This window comes from Pseudomonas tremae (assembly GCF_023278125.1).
Taxonomy (GTDB): Bacteria; Pseudomonadota; Gammaproteobacteria; order Pseudomonadales; family Pseudomonadaceae; genus Aquipseudomonas; species Aquipseudomonas tremae.
In genome coordinates this window covers 2,654,659-2,680,349 of record NZ_CP066270.1, presented here as the reverse complement: position 1 = coordinate 2,680,349, position 25,691 = coordinate 2,654,659, and the positions used below count along the sequence as shown (strand labels likewise).

Below are 25,691 nucleotides of genomic sequence, written 5' to 3'. Positions count from 1 at the left end.
GCGCTTACTCCTGAAGCTGTGGCGGCACTGCGCCGTTGAGGCGTTGATTGCCGATCACTTGGTAGTGCCAGCGCAAAGGTTCGCGATCGCCCCGAGCGGGCAGTGACAGATGCTGCCCGCTAAGTTCGAACTGGATGTTGCCGACCGCTTGAAGCGCGTCGGCACTGGCAATCACCGCTTCACTGCTGGCAATCAGGCGCTCTTCGGGCGTACCGACAAAGCTCTGGGCGCGCTCAAGCAGCGCTGCGGCAACTTCCAGGCGTATCTGCAGATCGCCGATTTTGCTGATCACGTACGGGTCATCGGCTATTCGTCCGGGATCGCCTTGCGCCCAGGGCTCGCTAAGCTCACGCAAGTAATCGAGGGTGTGCAGAAACCCGCGTCGGGCATGGTCCAGATCTTCGGTGGCCACCGCCAGTTGTGCGGTAATGGCAGGATGGGGCATGAGACGTTCCTTTATCAGTTCCAGGCATGACGTGGCGGCGGGATGTTGTTGAGCACCTGATTGCCGATCAGGTGGTACTTCCAGCGGGCTGGATCATGCAGCGTGTGGGTGCGGGCATTGCGCCAGTAACGGTCGAGGTTGAGCTTGCCCGAGACCGACCGAGTGCCGGCCAGCTCAAACAGCTTGCTGCTGGCGAGCAAGGCGATCTGCGCTGACAGCACTTTGGCCTGTGCAACCACCACCGACGCTTGCGCGACGCTGGCTTCGTCAGGTTCAGCCAGGGCCTGGTCGATGGCTTGCCCCGCCTTGGCCAGAATGGCGTCGGTGCCGTGCAACTGCCATTGCAGGTCGCCGATGGCGGCAATACTGAACGGGTCCTGCCAGCCGAACTCCTGCTTGCTGTCGATCCAGGGCCGCGCCAGACGCGCGTACCTGAGCGTTTCTTCGAAGGCGCCATGAGCGATGCCGGTGTCTACCGCAGCCTGGATGATCTGCGAAATAGGGCCATGAGCCGTCGGCTGATCAAACGCTTGATGCGCTGGGATTACCGCACTGACAGGCACCCGCGCAGCCTTCAGAACGGCGCCGCCACTGGCCGTGGTGCGTTGCCCGAAGCCGTCCCAGTTATCAATGATTGCCAACCCAGGGTTATCACGCTCGACAAAGGCAATGAACGCATTGTTCTGCTCATCGACCCCCACCACCGGCACAATCTGGGCAAACAGCGCGCCTGTGCAGTAGAACTTCTCACCGTCCAGCAACGCGTGCTCACCCTCGAACCGAATGCGGGTCTGAAAGGCTCCGGCATTCTTGCTTTTCGACTCAGAGAACGCATTGCCGAAGCGATAACCAGCCAGAGCCTTGGCGAAGTAATGACGCTTTTGCTCTTCGGTGCCGGTCTGCAACAGAATGTCGAGCACACCCAGATGGTTTTGCGGAATCTGCCCGAGGGAGGAATCGGCAGCAGAAATAATCTTGATCACTTGCGCCACCGTGACGTACGAAACGCCGGCGCCACCATAGGCTTTCGGAACGGTGATGGCCCACAGGCCGCTGGCGGAGAACTCATCCAGCTCCGCAACCGGCAGACGACGTTCGCGATCACGCAGTGAAGCGTGTTCAGCAAAACGGGCAGCCAGTGCTGTGGCGACTTCAATGGCTTCAGCGTCCGAGGCAATCACGTGGGCTTTGGGAGGGTTTGGCGATGGGCTACTCATGAACAGGCTCCTGATCGTTGACGACCGGTTGATAACGCTTAACACACGTAGCCTTGGTCATTGCACAGCTCATGCCTAAAATATTTGTCTTTTAAAACAATAACTTGCTTGATCAACCTGATAATTGAAGGCAGCACAGCGCACAAAATGCCCGAACGCTGTTGCTGGTTGAACAGTGGTTTGAAGAGCGCAGTAGTGAATGTGCGGTTTGCTGACAGGCTGTTGCGCAGCTGTTGCACGCGCAACAAGTAGGCCTGCCAAAAAATAAAATATTCATAAAATTCATACAGTTAAATTCAGGCATAAAGCGTGCACTGAGCTGAACGACCCATTCACCGGCCGAGTGCCGGTCAGTTCATGCTCAGGAGCACCTCATGACGCAATCAACCCGTTCAAACCCACTGTCGCTGGGCACCGATTATGAAAAGCTGGCAAATCGTTTCCGGCCAATCTTCAGGGAGATCAGCGCTGGCGCCGTAGAGCGTGAAAAAGCCCGCGCCCTACCCTATGAACCGATAGCCTGGCTAAAGAAGGCAGGTTTCGGTGCCGTGCGTGTACCCGTAGAGTACGGCGGCGCTGGCGCCTCGGTCGGCCAGCTGTTTCAACTCTTGATAGAGCTGGCCGAGGCCGACTCGAACATCCCGCAAGCTTTACGGGCGCATTTCGCTTTTGTCGAAGACCGGCTGAATGCGCCGCCAGGTGCAGAACGCGACACCTGGTTCGCGCGTTTTGTAGCGGGTGATCTAGTGGGCAATGGCTGGACCGAGATAGGCGCGGTAAAAATCGGCGACGTAATCACCAAGGTCAGCCCCCGGCCTGACGGTTTCGTGCTCAACGGCAGCAAGTTCTACAGCACCGGCAGCATCTTCGCCGACTGGATCGACGTCTACGCCCAGCGTGCTGATACCGGCGTCGATGTGATCGCCGTGGTGGATGCCAGGCATGCGGGTGTACGCCACAGCGATGACTGGGACGGGTTCGGTCAACGCACCACCGGCAGCGGCACCTCGGTGTACGACAATGTGCCGTTGCCTGCGGCCCACGTGATTCCGTTCGAGGAACGCTTCAAATATCAGACGGCCTTTTATCAATTGGTGCTGCTGGCAGTGCTGGCAGGCATTGGCCGGGCAGTCGAACGCGATATCGCTCAAGAGGTGCGCGATCGCAAACGCATCTTCAGCCACGGCAATGCGGGCAGCGTCAGCCAGGATTCACAGGTGCAGCAGGTGGTCGGTCAGATCGCAGCCCAGGTATACGCCGCCGAGGCCGCAACGTTATGCTCCGCCGAGCCGTTGCAGCGTGCGTATGTGGCACGCTTCGGCAACGACCCGCAACAGGAGAAAGACGCCAACATTGCCGCCGAAATCGAGACCGCCAAGGCGCAAGTAATCGTCTCGGAACTGGTGCTGCGTTCTGCCACCGAGCTGTTCAACGCATTGGGCGCCTCGGGCGTCAGTATCGACAAATCACTGGATCGCCACTGGCGCAATGCGCGCACAGCGGCATCGCACAACCCGCTGATCTACAAGGCGCGCATTGTCGGCGACTGGCGCATCAACGGCACCGAGCCGCCTTTTGTGTGGCAGATCGGCACCGGCACCGGCAACGCTTGAGGCGCCCCGCCCTAAAGGACATTGCGCAGCAGATGGCGACTGGCAAAGCTGAACGCCAGTACCGCGAAGATCAAAGCGCCAGTCGCGACCTGCTGCCAATAGAAGTTCCAGCCGATCAGTAACAACCCATTGGCGATGACATTGATGAGCAGCACGCCCAACAGCGTGCCTGCGATGTTAGGTCGTCCCTGACGACTAAGGGTGGTGCCGATAAACACGGCACCTATCGCATTGATCAGGTAGGCGTTGCCGGACATCGGCACGTAGGCATTTACCGTGGAACTGAGCAGAATGCCCGCTACAGAACAGGCCAGAGCACTGCCGATAAACACCAACGCAGCGATACGCCGGGTGGGCAGGCCAGAGTAATAAGCCAGTTGCGGCTGCGTGCCCACGGCAAGAATTTCGCGGCCCAGACGCCCGCGAGCGAGCACCAGGCCGTACACACTGACCAGCAGCGCCATGACCACCAACGGCAACGGCACGCCCAGAATCGACACACTGCTGATACCCGGCAGCACACCTTGAGCGATGTAGATCGGCTGGCCGCCGTCAGACAGCAGTTGCTGCACGCTGGTGCCGATGAACAAGGTGCCCAGCGTCGCCAGAAACGGCGAAATGCGCAGCCCGGCAATCAGCAACGCATTGAATGCGCCTGCCGCCCCCCCTGCGAGCAAGGCAACTACGACGCAAGCACCCAGACCATAACCGGCGTTGAGTGTCACCACAAAACCGAGGCTGGCAAAATCCAGTGCTGTACCTACCGACAGATCAATCCCCCCTGCGGCCACCGCCCAGGTCATCCCGATTGCGACGATGGCCAGCAATACGAAATTGTTCAGAACCAGACTCGACAGGTTGCCCCAGCTCAGAAAGCCCGGCGCATTGACGGCAAAAAACAGCAGGATGATCAGTACCAGCAGCGGCAGAACCGCTGGCAACAGGCGCGGCAACACTTTTACCGCCGCCGAAGGGGTGTTCAGGGTCAACGCACTCATGATTCACCTTCCTGTCGGGCAAGCACACCGGAAAACGCCACCACCATCAGAATCAACACGCCTTGCACGCCGTTGACCCAGAAGCTGGAAATGTTCAGCAACTGAAAACCGTTGATCAGAAAGCCCAGCAGTAGCGTAGCCAGCAAGCTGCCGGGGATGTTTGCGGTCAAGCGACGCGAGAACACCACCCCGAGGAATGCAATGGCCACCACCGACAGCAGCATGTCGCCTGAACCGGTGGTACTGCCGCTGAAATACGCCGCCGAGCAAAACGCAGCAATGGCCGCGCAGCCGCCGGCAATCAGGTAGCTGGCGAACACATAACGTTGCAGGCTTAAGCCTGCAGCTTTTGCTGCTTGCGGGTACTCGCCGATGGCATACAGACGCAGGCCGAACACGCTGTGCTGAATAAGCAGCCACAACAACCCCGCGACACCGAGCAGCACCCATGCGAGCGCAGGCACGCCCAGCCAGACACCCAACGCCAGGCCGTCCAGCAGCACGGAATCGGTGGCCAGCACGGTGTTCTGCGTGAGTACCAGTTCCAGCCCGGCGATCAGGTTCATGCTGGCGAGGGTCGCCAGCAGCGGCGGCAGGCGCAACAGCACCACTGCCAGGCCATTGAACGCGCCGACCAGCAAGCCACAGCCAAACGTCAGGGACATCGATTGCCAGGCTTCGACTCCGGCATTGTTCAAGCTGCTGTAAACGGCAGCACACAGGCCTAGATTGGCCGCCAGCGACAGGTCGAGCCCACCGCTGACGACGTTGGACCCGCCACCGATCACTACGCAGGTCAGGCCCAAGGCCAGAATGCCCAACACGGCAGACTGGGCGAACACGTTGCTGATGTTGCCGGCACTGAGAAAGTTAGGCGCACTGACGGCAAATGCCAACAGAATCGCCAGAAATACCAGCACAGATCCGCGCTGCGCCATCCTCACCAGCAGGTGTTGCGGAAGATCAACGTCCAGGTTGGCGATCACCTCATGCGTCGACATTGTCAGCCTCCTTGAGCACTGGTTCGAAATGCACTGATTTGAAAGGCGCGGGCCGCTCACTGGCATTGGTGGCACAGGCCAGTAACTCATCGCTGTCAGTGGCGTGCGACTCGAATTCGCCTGCAATTCGTCCGCGGTGCAGGACCACAATGCGCTGGGTGATACCGATCAGTTCGGGCAGGTCCGACGACAACACAACTACCGCCGCACCGGCCTCGGCCAGCCGCGCTATCAGTCGATATATCTCGACTTTCGCGCCGATATCGACACCTACGCTGGGCTCGTCCAGCAGATATAAAGAGGAATGTCGACTCAACCACTTGGCCAGGGCGACCTTTTGCTGGTTGCCGCCGCTAAGCAGATGAACAGCGGCATCGCTGCCGGGGGTCTTGATCGCCAGCTCACCGATCAAACGCTGGCTTTCCCGAAACTGAGCATGAGTGTCGAGCAGCCCCCAGCGGCTGAATCGTCCCAGGCTGGCCAAGGTCACGTTTTCCAGCACCGAAAGCGCCGGAGCCACGCCATGCGTCCGGCGCTCTTCGGGGACCAGCGCGATGCCGTTGCGCACCGCGTCACGAGGCGACTTCAGGCGCAAGGGCTGATTGTTCAAAAGCAACTCGCCGCGGTCAGGCTTGAGCAGTCCGAACAGGCTTTTGAGCAGTTCTTTTGCGCCTGAACCCACCAGTCCTGTCAGGCCGAGCACTTCACCGCGCCGCACACTGAGATCAATGCCATCGTAATAACGCCCTGCCCCCAAACCGCGAAGTTGCAAGACGTTCTCGCCGGGCACGGCCTTCGCGCGAATGTACTGCTCACCTACCTCACGATTGACCATCAGCCGGGCAATCTGCGCAGTGCTGGTGGTTGCGGGATCGACCACTGCCACATCGCGACCGTTGCGCAAAACCGTAACCTGGTCACACAGCGATTCGATTTCCTGGAGGTAATGCGAGATGTACACAATGGTCAGGCCTTCATTGCGCAAGCGCCGCACGATGGCCAGCAACCGGTCCACTTCACGCTTGACCAGCGAAACGCTCGGTTCGTCGAACACCAGTACCCTTGGCCTGGCCAGCAGTGCCCGGGTGATCTGCAAAATCTGCCGCTGGGCACTGTCCAGATCGCGTATCAACGCCCCGGCTGGCAGGCGCATGGCGAAGTAGTCATCCAGCAGCCTGGCCGCTTCGCGATCCTGAGCGCGTCGGTCGACAAACAGGCCACGCTTTACTTCCTGACCGAAAAACAATGCTTCTCCGACCGTGAAGCTGCCTGGCAGCAGCCGCTCCTGATGGATGAAATGCACGCCCATCGACTCGACCTGGCCTGGTGTGACAGCCTCGAATGGCTGGCCGAGGATGCTCAGGCTCCCCGCATCTGCACGATGAATACCGGCCAGCACTTTGATCAGCGTCGATTTGCCTGCGCCGTTTTCGCCTACCAGCCCATGAATCGTCCCGGCCTCCACCCGCAAGTTGACGCCATCCAGCGCCTGGGTGGCGCCGAAGCGTTTGCTGATGCCCTTCAGGTGCAAGGCAGGCACATCTGCTGGCTGAGCCATCGCTGAAACCATGATCAATCTCCCGCTTCAGTTATCGCCCCGAAGCTTTTGCACTTCTGGCAGGTTGGCGGCAGTGGTCAGGAGCGTCGGCACCTGGGTTTCCTTGGGCAAATCGCGCTGCCCGGCAAGGTAGCGGGCGACGTTCTGCACAGCAGTCTTGCCGATCAGTACCGGTTGCTGTGCAACCACGGCCCCTATCGGCGAGTCTTCACGGCGCATCAGCTCCAGCACTTCCGGGGTGCCATCTACACCGTAGGTCTTGATCTCGGTTCGCCCTGCATCGACCAGCGCCTTGCTGGCACCCAACTGCGGAATGTCCCAAGCGGCCCAGATGGCCGATATGCTGCCTTTGGGGTACTTATTGAGCAGTGCCGACACCTGTGAATAGGCGTCCTGGACGGTATTGGGGATCACATCACGCAACTCGGGCTCGATGATGTTCATTTCAGGCTGGTCCTTGAGTGCCAGCTTGAGTTGGTCGTAGCGGATGGCGCAGACCGGCACGCCATAAAAACCGTTGAACACCAGCACATTACCCTTTCCGCCTGCATCTTTGATCAGTTGCCCGGCCAACGCCTTGCCCGTCGCCACGTTGTCGGAAGTGGTGTTATTGAGGCTGTACTGCGATGGCGCATCAATGGTGAACAACGGAATGCCCGCCTTGCTGATGCGCTTGAGCCAAGGGTCGATCACGCTGAGCGTGCCCAGAGTCTGGATAACGGCATCGGGCTTTTGCGTGACCACGGTTTGCAGTTGATTGACCAGGTTCTTGTCGTTACGACCGGCGTCGAGGGTGATCGGCGTGCCCCCCAAACGCTTGACCTCATCGACCTGGGCCTGAAAGGTCTTGATATCGAAATAGTGACTGGTGCCGGTCATGCTGATAGCAATGCGTTTGCCCGCCAGTGAGGGCACGTCGCTGTCGTCGGCGCGGGCCGTTGCAGCAAGGCTGGCAGCAATCAGGGTCAGCGCGAGGGCGCGCCATACGGCAGGCAATCGAATCGATTTGAAAGTCGGGACGGCATCAGGCATTCGGGTAGCTCCGCTGGCTCAGGAAAACATTCCTGTTCAGCAGTGCACAGGTCGTGCCCAAACATCTGAAGCCGCCTGCCAGCCTTGGCGGCAGGCGCGTTCCTGCCGTTGCTGCGTATTGTCTTCAGCTCAGTGGCAGGCGTCGTCCGGCGGCGTTGGAACACAGATTGCCGATTCGCTGTTGCCTGGCCAACAGCGAATCGAGGCCCACTTTAAAAGCAGCCTGTGCTAGGGTTTTCGCTGTTTTTTAACCCCCCGGACATGACTGGCTGTATCAGGCCCGTCTGCCTTACTGGAGAAGCCATGAAACGTTACTGTGCTGCGCTGCTTGTTCTGTCCCTGCCCGTTCTTGCCCACGCAAGTGATGCCCTGGTCAACTACCCTGCCCTTACCCAGGCCCTGAATACCGGCAAATCGGTGGCCGTGGCGATCGATCTGGGGCAATGCAAATCCTCGGTCGAAGGCGCAGAGCCGTCAAAGACCAAAGGCGGCAAACGCATAGATACCTACCTCATTACCGGGGACGGAACCCTGGCCTTCTCCGACACGCACTTCACCATTAGCCGCGATAACAAGCCTATCCAGCAATTCATTCGTTATCAGGTGCGCCCTGACGGTAAGGCGAGCTTCAGCATGACGACGCTGAGCGTTCCGGCTTATGAACCGGTGGGCAAAGTGGTGAGTTATGAATGCGCGATTGGCAAAGGGTTGAGCTTTTTTGCCGGGAATTGATGACAAGTCGTGAAACAGTGGGCCATCTTTAAGTCTGTCCCGGCAAGCGCCTGAGCCCATGCTGCTTTCCGAGGCGCAACGGCTGCCGGTTCGGGCAAGATGGCTCTCTGCCCGCGATATTTAGCCAACTAAGCATTAAAAACATCTTCATCCCTTGCCATTGGGGAAACTGCTTACATGGCGCCAGGCATCATGAGCAACTCAATTGATCTGGTGCCTGTCAGGCAGTCCCTTTTGCAAGGAAAACACGATGACTTACACCGTAAAGCAATATGGCTGGATTCGCGACCTGCCGGATCATCGCGACCATTTGTATGCCGCGCCCGTGGCTGCGTTGACAACACTTCCGCGCTCGATTGACCTGAGAAAGCATTGCCCTCCCGTTTACGATCAGGGACAACTCGGCAGCTGCACAGCGAATGGAATTGCAGCCGCCATTCAGTTTGACCGTATGAAGCAGAAACTGAAACCGGCGTTCATACCGTCGCGTTTATTTATCTACTACAACGAACGCGTCATTGAACACAGCGTGAGTTCAGACAGCGGCGCGATGATCCGGGATGGAATAAAAGCGGTTGCGACCCTGGGTGACTGTCCCGAGAAGGAGTGGCCTTACGATATCGCCAAGTTCGCGGTAAAGCCGCCGCCCGCCTGTTACAAGGACGCCAAAAAGTATAAAGCCGTGTCCTACCAGAAAGTTGCGCAACACCTTAATCAGATGAAGGGCTGCCTGGCGTCCGGCTATCCATTCGTAATCGGGTTCAGCGTGTACGAAAGCTTTGAAAAAAAGAAAGTCGCCGAGACAGGGCATGCACCCATGCCCGCACACGATGAAAAAATGCTCGGTGGTCATTGTGTTCTGGTAGTGGGTTACGACGATGCACACCAGCGCTTCCTGCTACGTAACTCCTGGGGCGTCTCCTGGGGCATGGAAGGATATTTCACCATGCCGTACGGCTACCTTATGGACCCGAATCTTTCCTCGGACTTCTGGACGATACGGATCATCGCCGACTAGTCGTTGCAGCTCAGTTGACCAAGGCAGCGTTATCGCTGCCGCCCTGCTGATATTCTCGCGGCGTACAGCCAAACTCGCGACGAAATACCGTATGCAGGTACTGCGCTGACTTGAAGCCGCAATTACGGGCAATCTCTGCAATCGCCGAATCGGTTTTTTCCAGCCCGCTGGCAGCGGCAGTCAGTTTGAAGCGCAGAATTTCGTCATGCACGCTGCAACCCCTCACTTTGCGAAAGTGCGACTCCAGCGATGAGCGCGACACGCCTACATAGGCAGCCACCTGCGCTGTCTTGATGCCTTGGCATGCGTATTGACGTATGAACAACAGCGCCTGCATCACGTAGGGATTGCCTAGCGGTTGATGCAGGCTTGAGGCCTGCACATTGATCGCCTCCGGGGGTATCAGAATTTGCGTTCCGGTGGCAGGCATACCGTGCAGCATCTGGTGGAGCAAGCGCGCGGCGGTTCTCCCCATGGTCTCGGTGCCTTGAATCACCGAGCTCAACGGCACCCGAGTCAGGGTCCGGGTCAGTGGATCGTTGTCGATGCCGATCAAGGCCACTTGCTCGGGCACGGCAATCCCGGCCGTCAGGCACGCCTGCAGCAATTGCCGCGCACGAGCGTCGGTCACAGCGATGATCCCAATGGGTTTCGGCAGGCTTTGCAGCCAGGCAATCTGCTGTTCCACGGCACTGTCCCAGAGCGGCGCGCTGGTGCCCATGCCGCGATAGACCTCTGCATGCAGACCGTCGCGCTGCAACAATCGGCGAAATGCTTTTTCTCGCTCCTGTGCCCAGCGGTTGGCCTGCGCCTCAGGCAGGCTGAAGCAGGCAAAACGGGTGAGCCCGGCCTCGATCAAGTGTTCGTAGGCGGCCTTGATCAGCGCGTGGTTATCGGTAGCGACATAAGGAATGCCCTTCGGGTAAGCACGCTCATCCTGATAGGAACCGCCGACCGCCACCACCGGCAACCTGATCCCGGCCAGCGCTTCGCCGATCAGCGGATCGTCGAAGTCGGCAATGATCCCGTCGCCCTGCCAGCGCTCGATGCCTTTCAGGCGACACAGAAAGTCTTCCTCTAGAAACAGGTCCCAAGACACGCGGGTGCTGCTGAGGTAATTGCCAATGCCACTGATAATGCCGCGGTCATAGATCTTGCTGCCGTTGAACAACAGCGCGATGCGGTGAACGGGAGGTACGGTTTTCATTGTTTTTATGCCGATCCGGGAAGCGCGATGCGTGTCGACAGACTAGGCGCGTGACAGGCGAATCTCAATACTCAAAATCGCACTCCATGTTGATGATTTTCATAATCAGCAACCCTGAGGCCGTTGCTAGTATCGATGCATCGCCAAGAACAATAAGGAACATCGCCCATGCCGTACTTCCCCACTGTCGACAAGGTTATCTACGAAGGCCCGAACAGCGACTCGCTCCTTGCCTTTCGCCACTACGACGCCGATAAACTGGTCCTCGGCAAACCCATGCGTGAGCACCTGAGGATGTCTGCGTGTTACTGGCACACGTTTGTCTGGCCGGGGGCTGACATGTTCGGCGTCGGCACGTTCAAGCGCCCGTGGCAGCGTACCGGTGACCCAATGGAACTGGCGATCGGCAAGGCAGAAGCTGCGTTCGAGTTCTTCTCCAAACTGGGCATCGACTACTACAGTTTTCATGACACCGATGTGGCCCCGGAGGGCCAGTCGATCAAGGAATACCGCAATAACTTCGCACAGATGGTCGATCACCTGGAGCGACATCAGGAGCAAACCGGCCTCAAGCTGCTGTGGGGCACAGCCAATTGCTTCAGCAACCCGCGCTTTGCCGCCGGTGCCGCCAGCAACCCGGACCCGGAAGTGTTCGCCTATGCTGCCGCGCAGGTGTTCAGTGCCATGAACGCAACCCTGCGCCTCAAAGGCGCCAACTATGTGCTGTGGGGCGGTCGCGAGGGTTACGAAACCCTGCTTAATACCGACTTGAAACATGAACGCGAACAACTCGGACGCTTTATGCGCATGGTGGTCGAGCACAAGCACAAGATCGGTTTCAAAGGCGATCTGCTGATCGAACCCAAGCCTCAGGAACCTACCAAACATCAATACGATTACGACAGCGCCACGGTTTTTGGTTTCCTGCAGCAGTACGGCCTGGAGAACGAGATCAAGGTCAACATCGAAGCCAACCATGCAACACTGGCCGGGCACAGTTTTCATCACGAGATTGCCACGGCCGTATCGCTGGGCATATTCGGCAGCATCGACGCCAACCGTGGCGACCCGCAGAACGGCTGGGACACGGACCAGTTCCCGAACAGCGTCGAAGAGATGACACTCGCGACCTATGAAATTCTCAAAGCCGGTGGTTTTACCAACGGTGGCTACAACTTCGATTCCAAGGTGCGCCGCCAGAGCCTGGAAGAAATCGACCTGTTCCACGGCCACGTTGCAGCTATGGACGTGCTGGCACTGGCCCTGGAACGCGCAGCCGCGATGGTGCAAAACGACAAGCTCCAGGTTTTCAAGGATCAACGCTACGCGGGCTGGCAGCAGCCGTTCGGCCAGTCAGTGCTGGCGGGCGAGTTCAGCCTTGCCTCACTGGCCGAGCATGCGTTTGCCCACGAACTGAACCCGCAGGCGGTCAGCGGGCGGCAGGAATGGCTGGAAGGAGTGGTCAACCGGTTTATCTATACCTGAAGGTTTCGAAAACGGGCGCTGCAGTGACACTCTCGCGACAAATCAGTCCCCCAAGCGCCCGACAACGTTCTACAGTTCCACCGGCATTACGCTGCCGGTCATGAAGTGTCTTTCAAACAACAATAAAAGGACGCACCCTATGAACACCCTGAAACGTACGTTACTCGCCAGCGCTCTGGCGCTGCTGTCGCTGCCGGTCATGGCCGACTCCGCCCACCCGAAAATCGGTTTTTCCATTGATGACCTGCGTCTGGAACGCTGGTCACGAGATCGTGATTACTTCGTTGCTGCAGCGGAAAAACTGGACGCCAAAGTCTTCGTCCAGTCAGCTGATGCCAACGAGCAAAAGCAGATTTCGCAGATCGAAAACCTTATTTCCCGAGGCGTCGACGTGATCGTCATTGTGCCGTTCAACGCCACGGTGCTGACCAACGCTGTTGCCGAAGCCAAAAAGGCCGGGATCAAGGTCGTGTCCTATGACCGGCTGATCCTCAACGCCGACATCGACGCCTACATCTCCTTCGATAACAAAAAAGTCGGCGAAATGCAGGCCAAAGGCGTGCTCAACGCTGCACCCAAGGGCAACTACTTTCTGCTCGGCGGCGCGCCTACCGATAACAACGCAAAAATCCTGCGTGAAGGTCAGATGAAGGTGTTGCAGCCAGCCATCGACAAGGGCGATATCAAGATTGTCGGGCAGCAGTGGGTCAAGGAATGGAGCCCCACCGAAGCATTGAGCATTGTGGAGAACGCGCTGACCCGTAATGGCAACAAGATCGATGGCATCGTCGCCTCCAACGACGCCACCGCTGGCGGCGCCATTCAGGCACTGGCCGCCCAGAAACGGGCAGGCAAAGTGCCTATTTCGGGCCAAGACGCCGATCTGGCAGCGGTCAAGCGGGTCATCGACGGCACTCAGACCATGACTGTCTACAAGCCTCTGAAGCTGATCGCTACCGAAGCCGCGAAACTCTCGGTGCAACTGGCGCGCAATGAAAAAACCACCTTCAGCTCGCAATATGACAACGGCAGCAAAAAAGTCGACACCATCCTGCTCACACCAACGGAGCTGACCAAGAACAACATCGACCTGTTGGAAAAGGACGGGTTCTACACCAAGGCGCAGATGGGCAAAGAGTGAACTGTCGAGCGTCGACACGTCGATAGAGCCTGAGCCGGCCCTGCGCAACCAGATTGCGCAGGGTCGTCCTCAAGCCCGTCCTGCTGCCTGCGTATGAGCCCTGAGCCATGTCCGACTACCTGCTACAAATGAAAGGCATCGTCAAAACATTTGGCGGCGTCAAAGCCCTGAACGGCATCGATATCACGGTCAGGCCCGGCGAATGCGTCGGCCTGTGTGGCGAGAACGGCGCTGGCAAATCCACCTTGATGAAGGTCCTTTCGGCGGTTTATCCCTATGGCACCTGGGCAGGCGAGATCCTCTGGGACGGTCAACCACTCAAGGCCCAGTCCATCAGCGAAACCGAAGCTGCCGGGATCGTCATCATTCACCAGGAACTGACCCTGGTCCCCGACCTGTCGGTGGCCGAAAACATTTTCATGGGCCACGAACTGACCCTGCCTGGCGGGCGCATGAATTACCCCGCAATGATTCACCGTGCCGAAGCTCTGATGCGCGAGCTAAAGGTGCCGGACATGAACGTGGCGCTGCCGGTCTCGCAATACGGCGGCGGCTATCAGCAGTTGGTGGAAATCGCCAAGGCACTGAACAAACAGGCACGGCTGCTGATACTCGATGAACCCTCCTCGGCCCTGACCCGCTCGGAGATCGAGGTGTTGCTGGATATCATTCGTGACCTGAAAGCAAAGGGCGTTGCCTGTGTCTACATCTCACACAAGCTCGATGAGGTAGCAGCCGTGTGTGACACCATTTCGGTGATTCGCGACGGCAAACACATCGCGACCACCGCCATGGCGGAAATGGATATTCCGAAGATCATCACGCAGATGGTCGGACGGGAAATGAGCAATCTGTACCCGACCGAACCGCATGAGGTCGGCGAGGTATTTTTCGAAGCGCGGCATATCACTTGTCATGACGTCGACAACCCCAAACGCAAGCGGGTTGACGATGTCTCGTTTGTCCTCAGGCGCGGGGAAATTCTCGGTATCGCCGGTCTGGTGGGTGCCGGGCGTACGGAACTGGTCTCGGCATTGTTCGGTGCCTATGCAGGGCGCTACAGCGGCGAGGTGTGGCTGGATGGTCAGCTCATCGACACGCGTACGCCGCGCAAATCGATCCGCGCCGGGCTGTGCATGGTTCCAGAAGATCGCAAGCGCCAGGGCATCATCCCCGACATGGGCGTCGGTCAGAACATCACCCTCGCCGTTCTCGACAACTACTCGAAGATGACGCGCATCGATGCCGAAGCCGAACTGGGCAGCATCGACCGGGAAATTTCGCGCATGCACCTCAAGACGGCCAGCCCGTTTCTGCCGATCACCAGCCTGTCCGGTGGCAATCAGCAAAAAGCTGTACTGGCCAAGATGCTCCTGACCAAACCCCGGGTACTGATTCTCGATGAGCCCACCCGGGGCGTCGATGTGGGCGCCAAATACGAAATCTACAAACTGATGGGCGCGCTGGCCGCCGAGGGTGTGTCGATCATCATGGTTTCGTCGGAGCTGGCCGAGGTGCTGGGTGTTTCCGACCGCGTACTGGTGATCGGCGAAGGCCGGCTGCGCGGCGACTTCATCAACCAGGGTCTGACTCAGGAACAGGTGCTGGCCGCTGCACTCAGCCATCCCGACGACCTTGGCAACCCTAATGACAACGACCGGAAGACCGCGTAGATGAATCAGGTCAAACAGTTTTTTACCCGCTACAAAATGCTCGCGCTGGTGATTTCCATCGTCGCGATCTGGCTGTTTTTCAGCTGGCACACAGAGGGCGGGTTTCTGACCCCGCGCAACCTCTCCAACCTGCTGCGACAGATGTCCATCACCGGCATTCTGGCCTGTGGCATGGTGATGGTCATTATCAGCGGCGAAATCGACCTGTCGGTGGGTTCGATGCTCGGCCTGCTCGGTGGCCTGGCGGCGATTCTCGATGTGGTCTATCACGTGCCGCTGTTGGCGAACCTGAGCGTGGTTGCCCTGTGTGGCCTGATGATCGGCCTGGCCAATGGCTACATGACCGCCTACCTGCGCATTCCGTCCTTTATTGTCGGGCTTGGCGGCATGCTGGCTTTTCGCGGCATTTTGCTGGGGATTACCGGCGGAACCACGATTGCACCGGTTTCGCCGTCGCTGGTGTATGTGGGTCAGGGGTATTTGCCTCACGCAGCAGGCACCGGCCTGGGCCTGTTGCTGATGGCCCTGACGTTGTTCCTCACCTGGAAACAACGACGCAACAGAGCGCTGCACGGGCTGGCGCCACATTCGATGATTCGTGACGGATTGCGCGTAGTGTTGATTGGTGCGGTACTGGCCGGGTTTGTATATATCCTCAACAGCTACGACGGGATTCCGGTTCCGGTGTTGTTACTGCTGGTTCTGCTCGGCGTGTTCAGCTACGTCACCAGCCAGACGGTATTCGGACGACGCGTCTACGCGGTCGGCAGCAACATGGAGGCCACTCGGCTGTCCGGCATCAACGTACAGGCAATAAAACTTTGGATCTTCGGCATCATGGGCGTCATGTGCGCCCTCGCCGGCCTGGTCAATACAGCACGCCTGGCCGCTGGCTCCCCTTCGGCTGGCAACATGGGCGAACTCGATGCCATTGCCGCGTGCTTCATCGGTGGAACCTCCATGCGTGGCGGCTCCGGGACCGTTTATGGTGCCCTGCTCGGGGCGCTGGTAATTACCAGTCTGGACAACGGGATGTCGATGCTCGACGTCGACAGCTACTGGCAGATGATCGTCAAGGGCGGCATTCTGGTGCTGGCAGTGTGGGTAGATGTGAGCACGCGCGCCGGGCGGCGGTGATCCCTGAATACCTGGCAAGGATTGCAGATGAGCAAAAGCCACTCACAGAGTGGCTTTTTGTTTGAACGCTTGCGCTGGCAGCGACCTCAATAACCCGATGCATCAGCGGACTTGCCGCTGACAATGCTCACGCCGGAACTCGTGCCCAGGCGCGTTGCTCCAGCCTCGATCATGGCCAGCGCCGTTTCATAATCACGCACACCGCCCGAGGCCTTGACGCCGATATCGGCACCTACGACGCTGCGCATCAACGCTACATCTTCGACGGTTGCGCCGCTGCGGCTGAACCCGGTGGAGGTTTTTACAAAAGCCACGCCCAGTTCGCGGCAGATATGACACGCGAGAGTCTTCTGCGCATCGTCCAGCAGGCAGGTCTCGAGAATCACTTTGAGTGGTACCGGCCCACAAGCCTCTTGCACAGCAGCAATATCGTCGCGCACGGTGTCCGTCAGCCCGTCTCGCAGCGCACCGATATTAAGGACCATGTCGATTTCACCTGCGCCCGCTGCAATTGCCTGGCGGGCCTCAAAGGCTTTACTCTCGCTGATTCCAGCGCCTAGCGGGAACCCGACCACCGCGCAGACCTTGACGGCCTGGCCTGCCAATAGTTGTGCGGCAAAGGCCACCTGACCAGAATTCACACACACGGAATAAAAGCCATGTTGCTGCGCTTCGGCACACAGCGTGGCCACTTGTTGACGAGAGGCGTCGGGGGCCAGCAAGGTATGATCAATAAATCTGGCGAGTGCTGAAGGTGTTAATGGGCTCATGAGATTCAGTCCTGATAATGAGTCATGGGGGGAGCCGCGGTTAAGAAGCCACGCACTCAACATGTTAGAATAATAGCAATAAATGTTTAAATCACAACACGAACAGCCAATGGAATGCCCGTGGAAAGCAAACAATCAGAACGCATCAAGCTGATCCAGCAAGCCCTGCAGCATCAGAAAGCGATCCATTTACGCGAGATGGCCGAGTTGCTCGACGTCTCTGAAATGACCTTGCGTCGCGACCTGAATCGCTATCCGGAAAAATTGCACTTGTTGGGCGGACACATCACCCTCGCCTTCGAACCCGCCGACGCCTCCGATTACAAGGTGACCGAACAAGGCGCGCGGCACGTCGAGGAGAAGCGCCGCATCGGCAAACTCGCAGCGAAGTTCATCAGCCGTGGAGACACAGTGTTCTTCGATTGCGGCACCACGGTGCCGTATGTGATCGACTTCATCCCCGATGAGATGGAGTTCACAGCGGTGTGTAACTCGCTGAACGTTCTGCTCAAGCTGCAGCAAAAGCCCAACTGCAACATTGTGCTGTGTGGCGGAATCTTCCATCGCAAGAACCAAGTGTTCGACCATGCAGGTGAGCACAGCATTCTCGACAATGTGCGCCTGACCTGGGCGTTTCTGTCGGCCGCAGGTGTCAGCGAAACCTTCGGCGTCACGTCTTTCAACTTCAACGAAGTCGAGGTCAAGCAAAAGGTTCTTCGCCAGACCCAGCACAGCGTGCTGCTTGCCGATCACAGCAAGTTCGACGTCGTGCGCACCGCCCATTTCGCAACGCTCAACGAATTCAACGTGGTGATTTCCGACAAGAAACTTCCCAAGTCCTACCGCGAATTGATTGCCAAAAACGGGGCGCGTTGTGTGGTGTGAGGCATTCACCGGCTCTCCCATTCCTGGCGGAGCAAATGCCGTTCTTCAGCGGACACATACCCGGTGGTGACGCTGAACGCGGTACTTTGCCCGCCGCCCAATAAGCGCACATTGCCTTTGGCTTTTTCCGCCTGATAGCCTTCCGGCTCACAGGTGGCAGGCAACACAAATGCAGCCACTTGCTGATCGGCATTGTGCAAAACCCAGCGCGCGGCATGGGAAAACTGCTCGGGTGAATAGCGCGTGTAAAACGCGGCGCCTGAAGGGTGGTCGAGCAGAAAATGTGCATTCCCTGCAGTATCTACAGGCACATCGTCGAAGAAGCAGACGATCTCGGGGTCATAGAGAGCCGGCGCATCCAGCCGGCTCAAGCCAGCAGGGTCTTCACTCAGTTGCGCAATATAGGCTGACCACTCCGGCGTGGGTTTCACATGAGCGGGCACAGTCTGGCGTACCCGTTTGCTGGCACGCCCAAGCGGCTCGACCAGAAGCGCGTCAGGCACATAGGCGTAATTCATGTGCGCCATGTACATCAGCTCCATCGCGCTACCCGCCAGGTTAGTGACCTGCATGCCTATGTCGAAAACACCAGAGTCGGCGCGCAAAGTGACCGAGGGCGCAGCCAGGTAATGGTCGCCAAACCCTTGCACGTATTCATATTCCCCTTTTAGCCGCAGGTAAGGCCCAGCGGCGTCTTCACCCACTTCTAGCCACGCGAGGTCCATCGGCGCGCAGGGCATTTCACCGTGCAACGTATGGTCATCATCCGGTCCGGGACAACCGTTGCGCAACAGTCCGGAATGGAACATGAAGCAACCATAGGTGCCGATAATAGTGGGGCTCGGACGTGGCTGGCTGAACATGTTACGCATGGTCAAATCGCAACCATCGAAGATTGCCGACCAGATCATCTGGCCCTGATAGGGCAATACGACCAACCGTCCGCGAGCGTTCTCCAGCGCCAGCGCCTTCACCCCATTGGGATAGGCCCAGGCCACTACCTTGAAGTCAGCGGATTGCGCCAGCGTCTTCTCGCTCATGGTGAACTGTTCAGGCGTCAGGGCTATGGTGAGGTTTTTCATGACGCCACCACTGCATCCGCACCGGCCTGGGTGGTCCGATTGTGGCGCATGCACGAGTAGGCATAAGCGACAATCACCACAAAGCACAGCAAGGGCACGATATACGCCAGCTGCATGTTGCCATGAGTGGCGTCGGACAAAAGGCCCTGGAAAACCGGCATGACGCCCCCACCCACGATACTCATCACCAACAGCGAGCCGCCGACACCGGTGTCCTCACCAAGCCCGTCGATTGTGAGGCCATAAATGGTCGGCCAGCAGGGTCCAAGGAAGATGCTGACGCCCACTGCGGCATATACGGCGCTGATGTTAGGCACAAGAATGGTGTAAGCCAGCAGCACAATTGCCAGCACTCCGTAAATAATCAAGACCTTGGCCGGGTGATATTTGCGCATCATCAGATTGGCAATCATCTTGCCGATGAAATAGGTGGCAAATGTGGTCAACAGGAACCAGGAGGCGCTGCGCTCGTTCATTCCGCCCATCTGCATCGCCAGGCGGATGGTAAAGCTCCACACGCCTACCTGCGCACCGACGTAGAGGAACTGCGCCAGTACCCCGAAGGTGAAACGCGAGTTACGCGACAACCGAGAAAGGCTCTGAAGAAGACCATGCTTTTTTTCACGACTTTCGGTATTGCCACGGCAGGCAGGAAAGCGGGTAATGAGGATCAGGATGAATATCAGCACCAGGACGGCGATCATCCATTTGTAAGGCAACAGCGTCGATTGAATCATTTCCAGTTGCTGGGCCGCCGCTTCCGAAGCGCTCATCTGGGTGAGTTGTTCGCGGGTTGCATCACTGTCCTTGAACATGACGAAACTGCCGACATACACGCCTGTCATGGCACCAAACGGGTGAAACGTCTGAGAAATGTTCAAGCGACGCGTACCGGTTTCACGGGGCCCCATCAACGTTGAATAGGTGTTGCAGGCAGTTTCCAGAAAGGACAGGCCGCACGCGATGACGAACAGCGCCATCAGGAACATACCGTACGTGGCAGTCGAGGCAGCCGGAAAGAACAGCGCACAACCCAGCATGTAAAACACCAAGCCAATCAGAATCGTGCTTTTGTAACCGAAACGCCGCACAGCCATCGCCGCCGGAATCGCTACGAAAAAGTAGCCCAGATAAAACGCCGACTGCACGAACGCTGTCTGAAAGTCGCTAAGCAAGAACGCTTTTTTGAAGTGAGCAATCAGCACGTCATTCATGCTCGCAGCCGCCGCCCACAAGGCGAAAATACTGCACAGCAACAGAAACGCGAACCAGGGTGTGCGGTTGAGGTAAAAACCATCGGGAGTCTGTTGGAGCGGGACTTTTGTCATTGTTATTCTCCGTGAGCAAAAGAATGCGTCAGCGACGCAAGGCATCAACCGTGGATCAGAAACTTTCAACGAATTGCGCGAAAGTGGCAGCGTCGGGATAAGAGCTCTGCGTACCCAGCGCGGTCACCGAGCATGCGGAATAAGCCACCGCCTGCGTGATTGCCGCGCGCATGTCACCGTCTTTGGTCCAATAGTGAGCGAAGCAGCCAATGAACGCGTCGCCGGCGCCGCACGTATCTCGCGCAACGACTTCGCGCCCCGGCACATGGAACTCGCCCTCCTCGCCAACGTACAGCGCGCCATGCTCACCCAGGGTAACGATGACATGACGGATGCCTTGCGCAGCCAGTTCACGTGCAGCAATCAGCGCGCTCTCTGGGCCGTCAACGGACTTGCCGGTAATCAGCGCGAGCTCACTTTCATTAGGAATAAAAAAGTCCAGTTGCGCCAGGTGATCGCGGCTCAGCCCTGCCAACGCAGGAGCAGGGTTGAGCAACACTTCGATACCATGGCGCTTGGCAAATTCGATGGCGTAGTACACAGTCGCCAGATCGATTTCCAGTTGGAGCACGATAAGGCGGCATTCGATCAGTGCTGCCTCGGCGTGGTCTATGTCCGCGGGCTTCAAGTGCGCATTGGCACCTTTGACGATAAGGATGCTGTTATGCGAATCACTGCTCACGAAAATTGGAGCAACACCGCTGGGTACACCAGCCACGCGTGTGACGTAGCGAGTGTCTATGCCATGGCGCTTGAAATTGCCGAGCGTGTTATCGGCGAACATGTCATCGCCGACCTTGGTCAGCATCAGCACAGACGTGCCGAGCCTGGCAGCGGCTACCGCCTGGTTGGCGCCCTTGCCACCACAGCCCATTGCAAAGCCCGGCGCCTCGAGGGTCTCGCCCTGCAGAGGCATTCGGTCGATGTAGGTGATCAAATCCACCATGTTGCTGCCGATGACCGCGATCTTGTTCATGAATATCGTCACCTTGTATACGCCGTGGCAAGCCCTGCGGCGTTATTATTTTTGTTATTTAAATAACATTCGGTGTGAATATTCAACCTTTTTTTAATGATGGCGCGCGGAAACCGGCTCAACGCGGCCGAGAGGCCAAACGTTTGCCTGGATAATCTGAATAGTGAAGGACTGTGGTGTGCGGCACATGCCGTGACCAAATTTTAGGCAAGAAAAAGCCACTCATTGAGTGGCTTTTTCTTTGAATTGGAGCGGGAAACGAGACTCGAACTCGCGACCCCGACCTTGGCAAGGTCGTGCTCTACCAACTGAGCTATTCCCGCATTGTCTTGATGACGGGCGCTATTCTAGCCTTTCAAATAGCGACGTCAAGCCTTTGATTCAAAAACTTATTTTTTTTCTGCAGTGGTCTTGAGGTGCGGCCACGCGGCCCTGAGATATTGCACCATCGACCATAACGTCAGCCCCGCGGCGATAAGCAGCAGCGCGTAGCCAAGGATTACCCAGACGGTAACAGCTGGCGGATTGCCCAGCAGTATGACCAGCGCTAGCATCTGCGCTGCAGTTTTCCATTTACCCATGTTGGAAACGGCGACTTGGGCACGTGCGCCTATTTCCGCCATCCACTCACGAAGTGCGGAAATCACGATTTCACGACCAATGATTACCGCCGCAGGCAGCGTCAGCCATAGATTGGCATGCGCCTGAACCAGCAGCACCAGTGCAACGGCCACCATCAGTTTGTCTGCCACAGGATCAAGAAACGCGCCGAATGGCGTGCTTTGCTCAAGCCTGCGTGCCAGATACCCGTCAAGCCAGTCGGTTGCCGCAGCAAACGCAAAGACCGCACTGGCCGCCATGTAGCTCCAGTGATAAGGCATGTAAAACAGCAGAATGAAGATCGGAATCAGTAAAACGCGTAATACGGTGATCAGATTAGGGATATTCATCGGCACAACTGGCTACGAGGTGAGCGGGCATTCTACTCGCTGTGCAGGTTTGCATAAATCGACTCTGCCAGCTTTTTACTGATTCCGGGTGCTTTTGCGATTTCATCAATGCTTGCACGGGACAATTCCTGTAATCCACCGAAGTGTTTGAGCAAATCTCGACGCCGGGTCGGCCCGACGCCAGCAACGCCCTCAAGGGTCGAAGTGCGCCGGGTTTTGCCCCGACGCGCCCGATGACCGGTGATTGCGAAGCGGTGAGCCTCGTCGCGAATCTGCTGAATAAGGTGTAGCGCCGGAGAATCTCCGGGTAGCGTGAACTCATGGGCCGCGTCGTTCAGGTACAGCGTCTCGAACCCGGCTTTGCGCGTGGTGCCCTTGGCAACACCCAGCAGGATCAGATCCGGAACCTGCAATTCGTTGAGCACATCGCGGGCCATAGACATCTGTCCCTTGCCGCCGTCTACCAGCAGCACATCGGGCAACTTGCCCTCCCCGGCTTTTATGCGGCTATAGCGTCGGGTCAACGCCTGATGCATGGCGGCGTAGTCGTCGCCAGCTGTCACACCTTCGATATTGAACCGGCGATAATCGGATTTTATCGGCCCTTCAGGCCCGAACACGACGCAGGAAGCGACCGTCGCCTCGCCGCTGGAGTGACTGATGTCGTAGCACTCGAGGCGCATCGGCGGCTCATCGAGATTGAGAACCACCGCCAGCGCTTCGAAGCGCGATGCAACATGCTGACGGTTGGCGAGACGCGCTGCCAATGCCTGCTCGGCATTGGTGACAGCCATTTGCTGCCAGCGAGCCCGAGTGCCGCGCACCCGATGGCTGATGATCATTTCAACGCCGCGCAGCTCTTCGATGGCATCAATCAGTGCCGGGAAGTCTTCGTTGACGACGTTGACAATGACTTCGCCGGGCAGCTCCCGGTCGATCCCGCCCAGAAAGTACTGAGCCAGGAACGCCGACATTACCTCGCCAACCTCCTCTTCTATGCCCACCTGCGGGAAGAAGTTCTTGCTGCCCAAAACCCTGCCACCACGAACGCTGATCAGGTGTACGCAAGCGCCGCCGGGGTTGACGAACGCCGCAACCACATCGACATCACCGGTGCCGCCGTCCATGCTTTGCTGATCCTGAACGCGGCGCATCAATGCCACCTGATCGCGAAGCTCGGCTGCACGCTCGAAATCCAGCGCCATGGCTGCTTTTTCCATCGAGGCGTTCAACTCGTCACTCAATGCATTGCTGCGGCCTTCGAGAAACATCACCGAATGGCGCACGTCTTCGGCGTATACCTCAGGCTCGACCAGACCGACACAAGGCCCTTTGCAGCGCTTGATCTGGTATTGAAGACAAGGTCGGGTGCGGTTCTTGAAATAGCTGTCCTCACACTGCCGAACCTGGAAGGTCTTCTGCAGCAGGCTGAGACTTTCGCGGATGGCGCCCGCACTCGGGTAAGGCCCGAAATAACGGCCCTTGGCCTTCTTGGCGCCACGATGAATGCTCAGCCGCGGAAACGCGTTATCGGACAGAAACACATAAGGATAGGATTTGTCGTCGCGCAGCAGGATGTTGTAAGGCGGCCGCCACTCCTTGATGAGTGTCTGCTCCAGCAACAACGCTTCGGTCTCGTTGCCGGTTATCGTGGTTTCGATCTGGGCAATGCGCGCAACCAGCGCACCGGTCTTGGGTGCGTGTCCGGTTTTGCGGAAATAACTGGCGAGACGCTTTTTGAGGTTCTTGGCCTTGCCGACGTAAAGCAGAGTGGCTTCGGCATCGAACATCCGGTAGACGCCGGGGCGCCCGCTACAGGTCGCAAGAAAAGCACTGGGGTCAAATGTCTGGGTCATGTTCAGGCGCTGGCATCAACCATGCCGTGGCGCACAGCGAGCAAAGCCAGTTCGACATCACTGCTGATCGAAAGCTTTTCAAAGATACGATATCGGTAGGTGTTCACGGTTTTAGGCGACAGGCAGAGCTTGTCCGAGATGGTCTGGACTTTCTGGCAGCCGACAATCATCAAGGCGATCTGGATCTCGCGCTCGGACAGAAGATCGAAGGGCGAGTTGTTGACCTGCGGTTGAAACGACTTCAAGGCAAGCTGCTGGGCGATCTGCGGGCTGATGTAGCGCTGGCCTGCAAACACCAGTCGGATCGCCTGAACCATCTCGGCAAGCCCAGCGCCCTTGGTCATGTAACCTGCGGCACCGGCCTGCAGCAAGCGAGTCGGAAACGGGTCTTCTTCACAGACAGTGACGGCGACGACTTTGATGTCAGGATGGCTGCGAAGCATCTTGCGCGTGGCTTCCAGACCGCCGATGCCCGGCATCTTGACGTCCATCAGCACCACGTCGGGCTTGAGCTCGCGCGCTTTCTTCAGGGATTCCTCACCGGAATCGGCCTGACCGACAACCTGCAGCCCGTCAATGTCGGCGAGCATGCGCGTGATGCCTGTCCGCACAAGATCATGGTCATCGACAACTAGCACCTTAATCAAGCAGACACCTCACGCAACAGTCATAACGAATGACAATCACCATAACAAAAACAGTGAGTGAGACCTAGCACTGCGAACTCCGACGCTCGACAATATGACAATGACCCGTGCCGAAGCGCTGAAAAGCCCTTTCGGATCAGCTACCGGAAGGGAGCTTTTCGGCAGCAACAGCACAGCCGGCATGCTCGGCGATAGTCGTGGTCAGACGTCTGATCGCGTCTTGATCTTCTTTTTCCAGCACCCGGTAATTGCCAAGAATCTTCTCCTCGATAACGCTCAGATTATCGATTGGCACAGGTGTGTGGGTTCCGGTCAGCACGTAAAGTACATCTACACCCTTGGCAGCAACAGCAGCCAGGTAATCAGCCTTTGGAGCACGGTCACCGTTCTCGTACTTGCCCTGGGCATTGGCTTCAACCCCACCGATCTCACCGAAGCTGCGTTGAGAAAGCCCGAGACGTTCTCGTTCTTTCCTTAATCGGTATCCGATTCCACTCATTTGAATGCATAACCCTGTTGACACACCCTGACGGGTGGTAGAACCCAGCTGAATTAAACTGATTTGAACGGCTTTGAACTATGCCCGGAATACGCACCGCAGCACAAGCCAAGGCCTGGCTTGAAAAACAGTGCACATCCGGTCAGTCTTTTGTTAGTGAAATAGCGTTGATCCCGCAACAAATTTGCCAAGTAATGGCAGAAAGCAGGAACGGCAAAGCGCATAAAGTGACGGTATTGCCAGGCAAGAAGGGTGAATTTATCCCGACTGCAAAACCCAGGCAAAAAAGAAGGCAACGAGTGACGTATTGTTCATCTCATCGGGAGGAAGCTACAGGAATCAATGCTTCCAGCGGTGCAAACAGGCTTGCAAGATACCTTGTTGCGGCCCCACCTGTCATCCACCATCGGGTAGTTCATCGCTGAGCGTTAGGCGCGACAT

Annotated in this window: 23 protein-coding genes, 1 tRNA gene and 1 pseudogene; 9 read left to right on the top strand and 16 right to left on the bottom strand. The window is 57.7% G+C overall.

Going from position 1 to position 25,691, the window contains the following annotated elements; translation table 11 throughout:
- Window positions 1-4: 4 nt before the first annotated feature.
- Entirely contained in the window at window positions 5-445 is a 441-nt protein-coding gene (locus I9H09_RS12190; RefSeq protein ID WP_122324128.1) for an acyl-CoA dehydrogenase, read from the bottom strand.
- Between the two features lie 14 nt (window positions 446-459).
- Window positions 460-1,662: an SfnB family sulfur acquisition oxidoreductase gene (locus I9H09_RS12185; RefSeq protein ID WP_122347763.1), complete on the bottom strand. Its 1,203-nt coding sequence runs from the start codon at window positions 1,660-1,662 to the stop codon at window positions 460-462.
- Window positions 1,663-2,036: 374 nt separating this feature from the next.
- Here I9H09_RS12185 and I9H09_RS12180 point away from each other — a divergent pair, with 374 nt between their 5' ends.
- Window positions 2,037-3,275, top strand: coding sequence for an acyl-CoA dehydrogenase family protein (locus tag I9H09_RS12180; protein WP_122347761.1), 1,239 nt, complete (start codon window positions 2,037-2,039; stop codon window positions 3,273-3,275).
- An 11-nt stretch (window positions 3,276-3,286) separates the two neighbouring features.
- Here the strand turns inward: I9H09_RS12180 and I9H09_RS12175 are convergent, their stop codons facing one another.
- Genes I9H09_RS12175 through I9H09_RS12160 form a run of 4 tightly spaced genes read right to left on the bottom strand, consistent with a single transcriptional unit; the run spans window position 3,287 to window position 7,864 of the window.
- Entirely contained in the window at window positions 3,287-4,273 is a 987-nt protein-coding gene (locus tag I9H09_RS12175; protein ID WP_122347760.1) for an ABC transporter permease, read from the bottom strand.
- A complete protein-coding gene (locus I9H09_RS12170) occupies window positions 4,270-5,274 on the bottom strand; it encodes an ABC transporter permease (RefSeq protein WP_122347759.1) in 1,005 nt (334 codons plus the stop codon). Before I9H09_RS12170 ends, I9H09_RS12175 begins: the two co-directional genes overlap by 4 nt.
- Window positions 5,261-6,844: a sugar ABC transporter ATP-binding protein gene (locus I9H09_RS12165; protein ID WP_005892573.1), complete on the bottom strand. Its 1,584-nt coding sequence runs from the start codon at window positions 6,842-6,844 to the stop codon at window positions 5,261-5,263. Before I9H09_RS12165 ends, I9H09_RS12170 begins: the two co-directional genes overlap by 14 nt.
- 15 nt (window positions 6,845-6,859) lie before the next feature.
- Window positions 6,860-7,864, bottom strand: coding sequence for a sugar ABC transporter substrate-binding protein (locus I9H09_RS12160; RefSeq protein WP_122346653.1), 1,005 nt, complete (start codon window positions 7,862-7,864; stop codon window positions 6,860-6,862).
- A 303-nt stretch (window positions 7,865-8,167) separates the two neighbouring features.
- Here I9H09_RS12160 and I9H09_RS12155 point away from each other — a divergent pair, with 303 nt between their 5' ends.
- Window positions 8,168-8,596, top strand: a complete 429-nt coding sequence (locus tag I9H09_RS12155; RefSeq protein ID WP_005892566.1) for a VirK family protein — start codon at window positions 8,168-8,170, stop codon at window positions 8,594-8,596.
- 250 nt (window positions 8,597-8,846) lie between these two features.
- Window positions 8,847-9,614: a C1 family peptidase gene (locus I9H09_RS12150; RefSeq protein ID WP_005892564.1), complete on the top strand. Its 768-nt coding sequence runs from the start codon at window positions 8,847-8,849 to the stop codon at window positions 9,612-9,614.
- Between the two features lie 10 nt (window positions 9,615-9,624).
- Here I9H09_RS12150 and I9H09_RS12145 read toward each other — a convergent pair whose 3' ends face one another.
- Window positions 9,625-10,821: a XylR family transcriptional regulator gene (locus tag I9H09_RS12145; protein WP_054990183.1), complete on the bottom strand. Its 1,197-nt coding sequence runs from the start codon at window positions 10,819-10,821 to the stop codon at window positions 9,625-9,627.
- 168 nt (window positions 10,822-10,989) lie between these two features.
- Here I9H09_RS12145 and xylA point away from each other — a divergent pair, with 168 nt between their 5' ends.
- The 4 genes from xylA to I9H09_RS12125 all read left to right on the top strand — a co-directional run bounded on the left by xylA (window position 10,990) and on the right by I9H09_RS12125 (window position 16,257).
- Entirely contained in the window at window positions 10,990-12,306 is a 1,317-nt protein-coding gene (xylA, locus tag I9H09_RS12140; protein WP_122346652.1) for a xylose isomerase, read from the top strand.
- 139 nt (window positions 12,307-12,445) lie between these two features.
- Window positions 12,446-13,447 (top strand): D-xylose ABC transporter substrate-binding protein, encoded by a 1,002-nt coding sequence (gene xylF, locus I9H09_RS12135; protein WP_122346651.1) that lies wholly within the window; start codon window positions 12,446-12,448, stop codon window positions 13,445-13,447.
- Window positions 13,448-13,554: 107 nt separating this feature from the next.
- On the top strand, window positions 13,555-15,120 hold the full coding sequence (gene xylG, locus I9H09_RS12130; RefSeq protein ID WP_055004342.1) for a D-xylose ABC transporter ATP-binding protein: 1,566 nt from the start codon (window positions 13,555-13,557) through the stop codon (window positions 15,118-15,120).
- Complete coding sequence (locus I9H09_RS12125) at window positions 15,121-16,257, top strand: sugar ABC transporter permease (protein WP_055004341.1); 1,137 nt, start codon at window positions 15,121-15,123, stop codon at window positions 16,255-16,257.
- Window positions 16,258-16,343: 86 nt separating this feature from the next.
- On the opposite strand, the gene deoC is transcribed toward I9H09_RS12125, so the two are convergent.
- Window positions 16,344-17,027, bottom strand: coding sequence for a deoxyribose-phosphate aldolase (gene deoC, locus I9H09_RS12120; RefSeq protein ID WP_005892545.1), 684 nt, complete (start codon window positions 17,025-17,027; stop codon window positions 16,344-16,346).
- Window positions 17,028-17,141: 114 nt separating this feature from the next.
- On the opposite strand from deoC, the gene deoR reads away from it, so the two are divergent.
- Window positions 17,142-17,912, top strand: coding sequence for a DNA-binding transcriptional repressor DeoR (deoR, locus tag I9H09_RS12115; RefSeq protein WP_122346649.1), 771 nt, complete (start codon window positions 17,142-17,144; stop codon window positions 17,910-17,912).
- Between the two features lie 5 nt (window positions 17,913-17,917).
- Here the strand turns inward: deoR and I9H09_RS12110 are convergent, their stop codons facing one another.
- The 8 genes from I9H09_RS12110 to I9H09_RS12075 all read right to left on the bottom strand — a co-directional run bounded on the left by I9H09_RS12110 (window position 17,918) and on the right by I9H09_RS12075 (window position 25,250).
- A complete protein-coding gene (locus I9H09_RS12110) occupies window positions 17,918-18,994 on the bottom strand; it encodes an aldose 1-epimerase family protein (protein WP_122346648.1) in 1,077 nt (358 codons plus the stop codon).
- Entirely contained in the window at window positions 18,991-20,322 is a 1,332-nt protein-coding gene (fucP, locus tag I9H09_RS12105) for an L-fucose:H+ symporter permease (RefSeq protein ID WP_122313359.1), read from the bottom strand. The genes I9H09_RS12110 and fucP overlap by 4 nt, the downstream gene beginning before the upstream one ends.
- A gap of 55 nt (window positions 20,323-20,377) precedes the next feature.
- Entirely contained in the window at window positions 20,378-21,298 is a 921-nt protein-coding gene (gene rbsK, locus I9H09_RS12100) for a ribokinase (RefSeq protein ID WP_053480286.1), read from the bottom strand.
- Between the two features lie 247 nt (window positions 21,299-21,545).
- Window positions 21,546-21,621: transfer RNA gene (locus I9H09_RS12095), tRNA-Gly, on the bottom strand.
- Window positions 21,622-21,687: 66 nt separating this feature from the next.
- Window positions 21,688-22,248, bottom strand: coding sequence for a CDP-diacylglycerol--glycerol-3-phosphate 3-phosphatidyltransferase (pgsA, locus tag I9H09_RS12090; protein WP_005892534.1), 561 nt, complete (start codon window positions 22,246-22,248; stop codon window positions 21,688-21,690).
- A 32-nt stretch (window positions 22,249-22,280) separates the two neighbouring features.
- Window positions 22,281-24,104 carry an excinuclease ABC subunit UvrC gene (uvrC, locus tag I9H09_RS12085; protein WP_024669297.1) on the bottom strand — a complete coding sequence of 608 codons (1,824 nt, stop codon included), beginning with the start codon at window positions 24,102-24,104 and terminating at the stop codon, window positions 22,281-22,283.
- A 2-nt stretch (window positions 24,105-24,106) separates the two neighbouring features.
- Entirely contained in the window at window positions 24,107-24,751 is a 645-nt protein-coding gene (gene gacA / locus I9H09_RS12080) for a response regulator transcription factor GacA (protein WP_002553344.1), read from the bottom strand.
- A 136-nt stretch (window positions 24,752-24,887) separates the two neighbouring features.
- Window positions 24,888-25,250, bottom strand: coding sequence for a helix-turn-helix domain-containing protein (locus I9H09_RS12075; RefSeq protein WP_005892526.1), 363 nt, complete (start codon window positions 25,248-25,250; stop codon window positions 24,888-24,890).
- Window positions 25,251-25,330: 80 nt separating this feature from the next.
- Here I9H09_RS12075 and I9H09_RS12070 point away from each other — a divergent pair.
- A pseudogene (locus I9H09_RS12070) lies at window positions 25,331-25,537 on the top strand (helix-turn-helix domain-containing protein); the annotation flags it as partial.
- Window positions 25,538-25,691: the final 154 nt, after the last annotated feature.

Coding starts and splice junctions, on each gene's coding strand:
- I9H09_RS12190 (WP_122324128.1), bottom strand. CDS start 445: ATGCCCCATCCTGCCATTACCGCACAACTGGCGGTGGCCACCGAAGAT.
- I9H09_RS12185 (WP_122347763.1), bottom strand. CDS start 1,662: ATGAGTAGCCCATCGCCAAACCCTCCCAAAGCCCACGTGATTGCCTCG.
- I9H09_RS12180 (WP_122347761.1), top strand. CDS start 2,037: ATGACGCAATCAACCCGTTCAAACCCACTGTCGCTGGGCACCGATTAT.
- I9H09_RS12175 (WP_122347760.1), bottom strand. CDS start 4,273: ATGAGTGCGTTGACCCTGAACACCCCTTCGGCGGCGGTAAAAGTGTTG.
- I9H09_RS12170 (WP_122347759.1), bottom strand. CDS start 5,274: ATGTCGACGCATGAGGTGATCGCCAACCTGGACGTTGATCTTCCGCAA.
- I9H09_RS12165 (WP_005892573.1), bottom strand. CDS start 6,844: ATGGTTTCAGCGATGGCTCAGCCAGCAGATGTGCCTGCCTTGCACCTG.
- I9H09_RS12160 (WP_122346653.1), bottom strand. CDS start 7,864: ATGCCTGATGCCGTCCCGACTTTCAAATCGATTCGATTGCCTGCCGTA.
- I9H09_RS12155 (WP_005892566.1), top strand. CDS start 8,168: ATGAAACGTTACTGTGCTGCGCTGCTTGTTCTGTCCCTGCCCGTTCTT.
- I9H09_RS12150 (WP_005892564.1), top strand. CDS start 8,847: ATGACTTACACCGTAAAGCAATATGGCTGGATTCGCGACCTGCCGGAT.
- I9H09_RS12145 (WP_054990183.1), bottom strand. CDS start 10,821: ATGAAAACCGTACCTCCCGTTCACCGCATCGCGCTGTTGTTCAACGGC.
- xylA (WP_122346652.1), top strand. CDS start 10,990: ATGCCGTACTTCCCCACTGTCGACAAGGTTATCTACGAAGGCCCGAAC.
- xylF (WP_122346651.1), top strand. CDS start 12,446: ATGAACACCCTGAAACGTACGTTACTCGCCAGCGCTCTGGCGCTGCTG.
- xylG (WP_055004342.1), top strand. CDS start 13,555: ATGTCCGACTACCTGCTACAAATGAAAGGCATCGTCAAAACATTTGGC.
- I9H09_RS12125 (WP_055004341.1), top strand. CDS start 15,121: ATGAATCAGGTCAAACAGTTTTTTACCCGCTACAAAATGCTCGCGCTG.
- deoC (WP_005892545.1), bottom strand. CDS start 17,027: ATGAGCCCATTAACACCTTCAGCACTCGCCAGATTTATTGATCATACC.
- deoR (WP_122346649.1), top strand. CDS start 17,142: ATGCCCGTGGAAAGCAAACAATCAGAACGCATCAAGCTGATCCAGCAA.
- I9H09_RS12110 (WP_122346648.1), bottom strand. CDS start 18,994: ATGAAAAACCTCACCATAGCCCTGACGCCTGAACAGTTCACCATGAGC.
- fucP (WP_122313359.1), bottom strand. CDS start 20,322: ATGACAAAAGTCCCGCTCCAACAGACTCCCGATGGTTTTTACCTCAAC.
- rbsK (WP_053480286.1), bottom strand. CDS start 21,298: ATGAACAAGATCGCGGTCATCGGCAGCAACATGGTGGATTTGATCACC.
- pgsA (WP_005892534.1), bottom strand. CDS start 22,248: ATGAATATCCCTAATCTGATCACCGTATTACGCGTTTTACTGATTCCG.
- uvrC (WP_024669297.1), bottom strand. CDS start 24,104: ATGACCCAGACATTTGACCCCAGTGCTTTTCTTGCGACCTGTAGCGGG.
- I9H09_RS12075 (WP_005892526.1), bottom strand. CDS start 25,250: ATGAGTGGAATCGGATACCGATTAAGGAAAGAACGAGAACGTCTCGGG.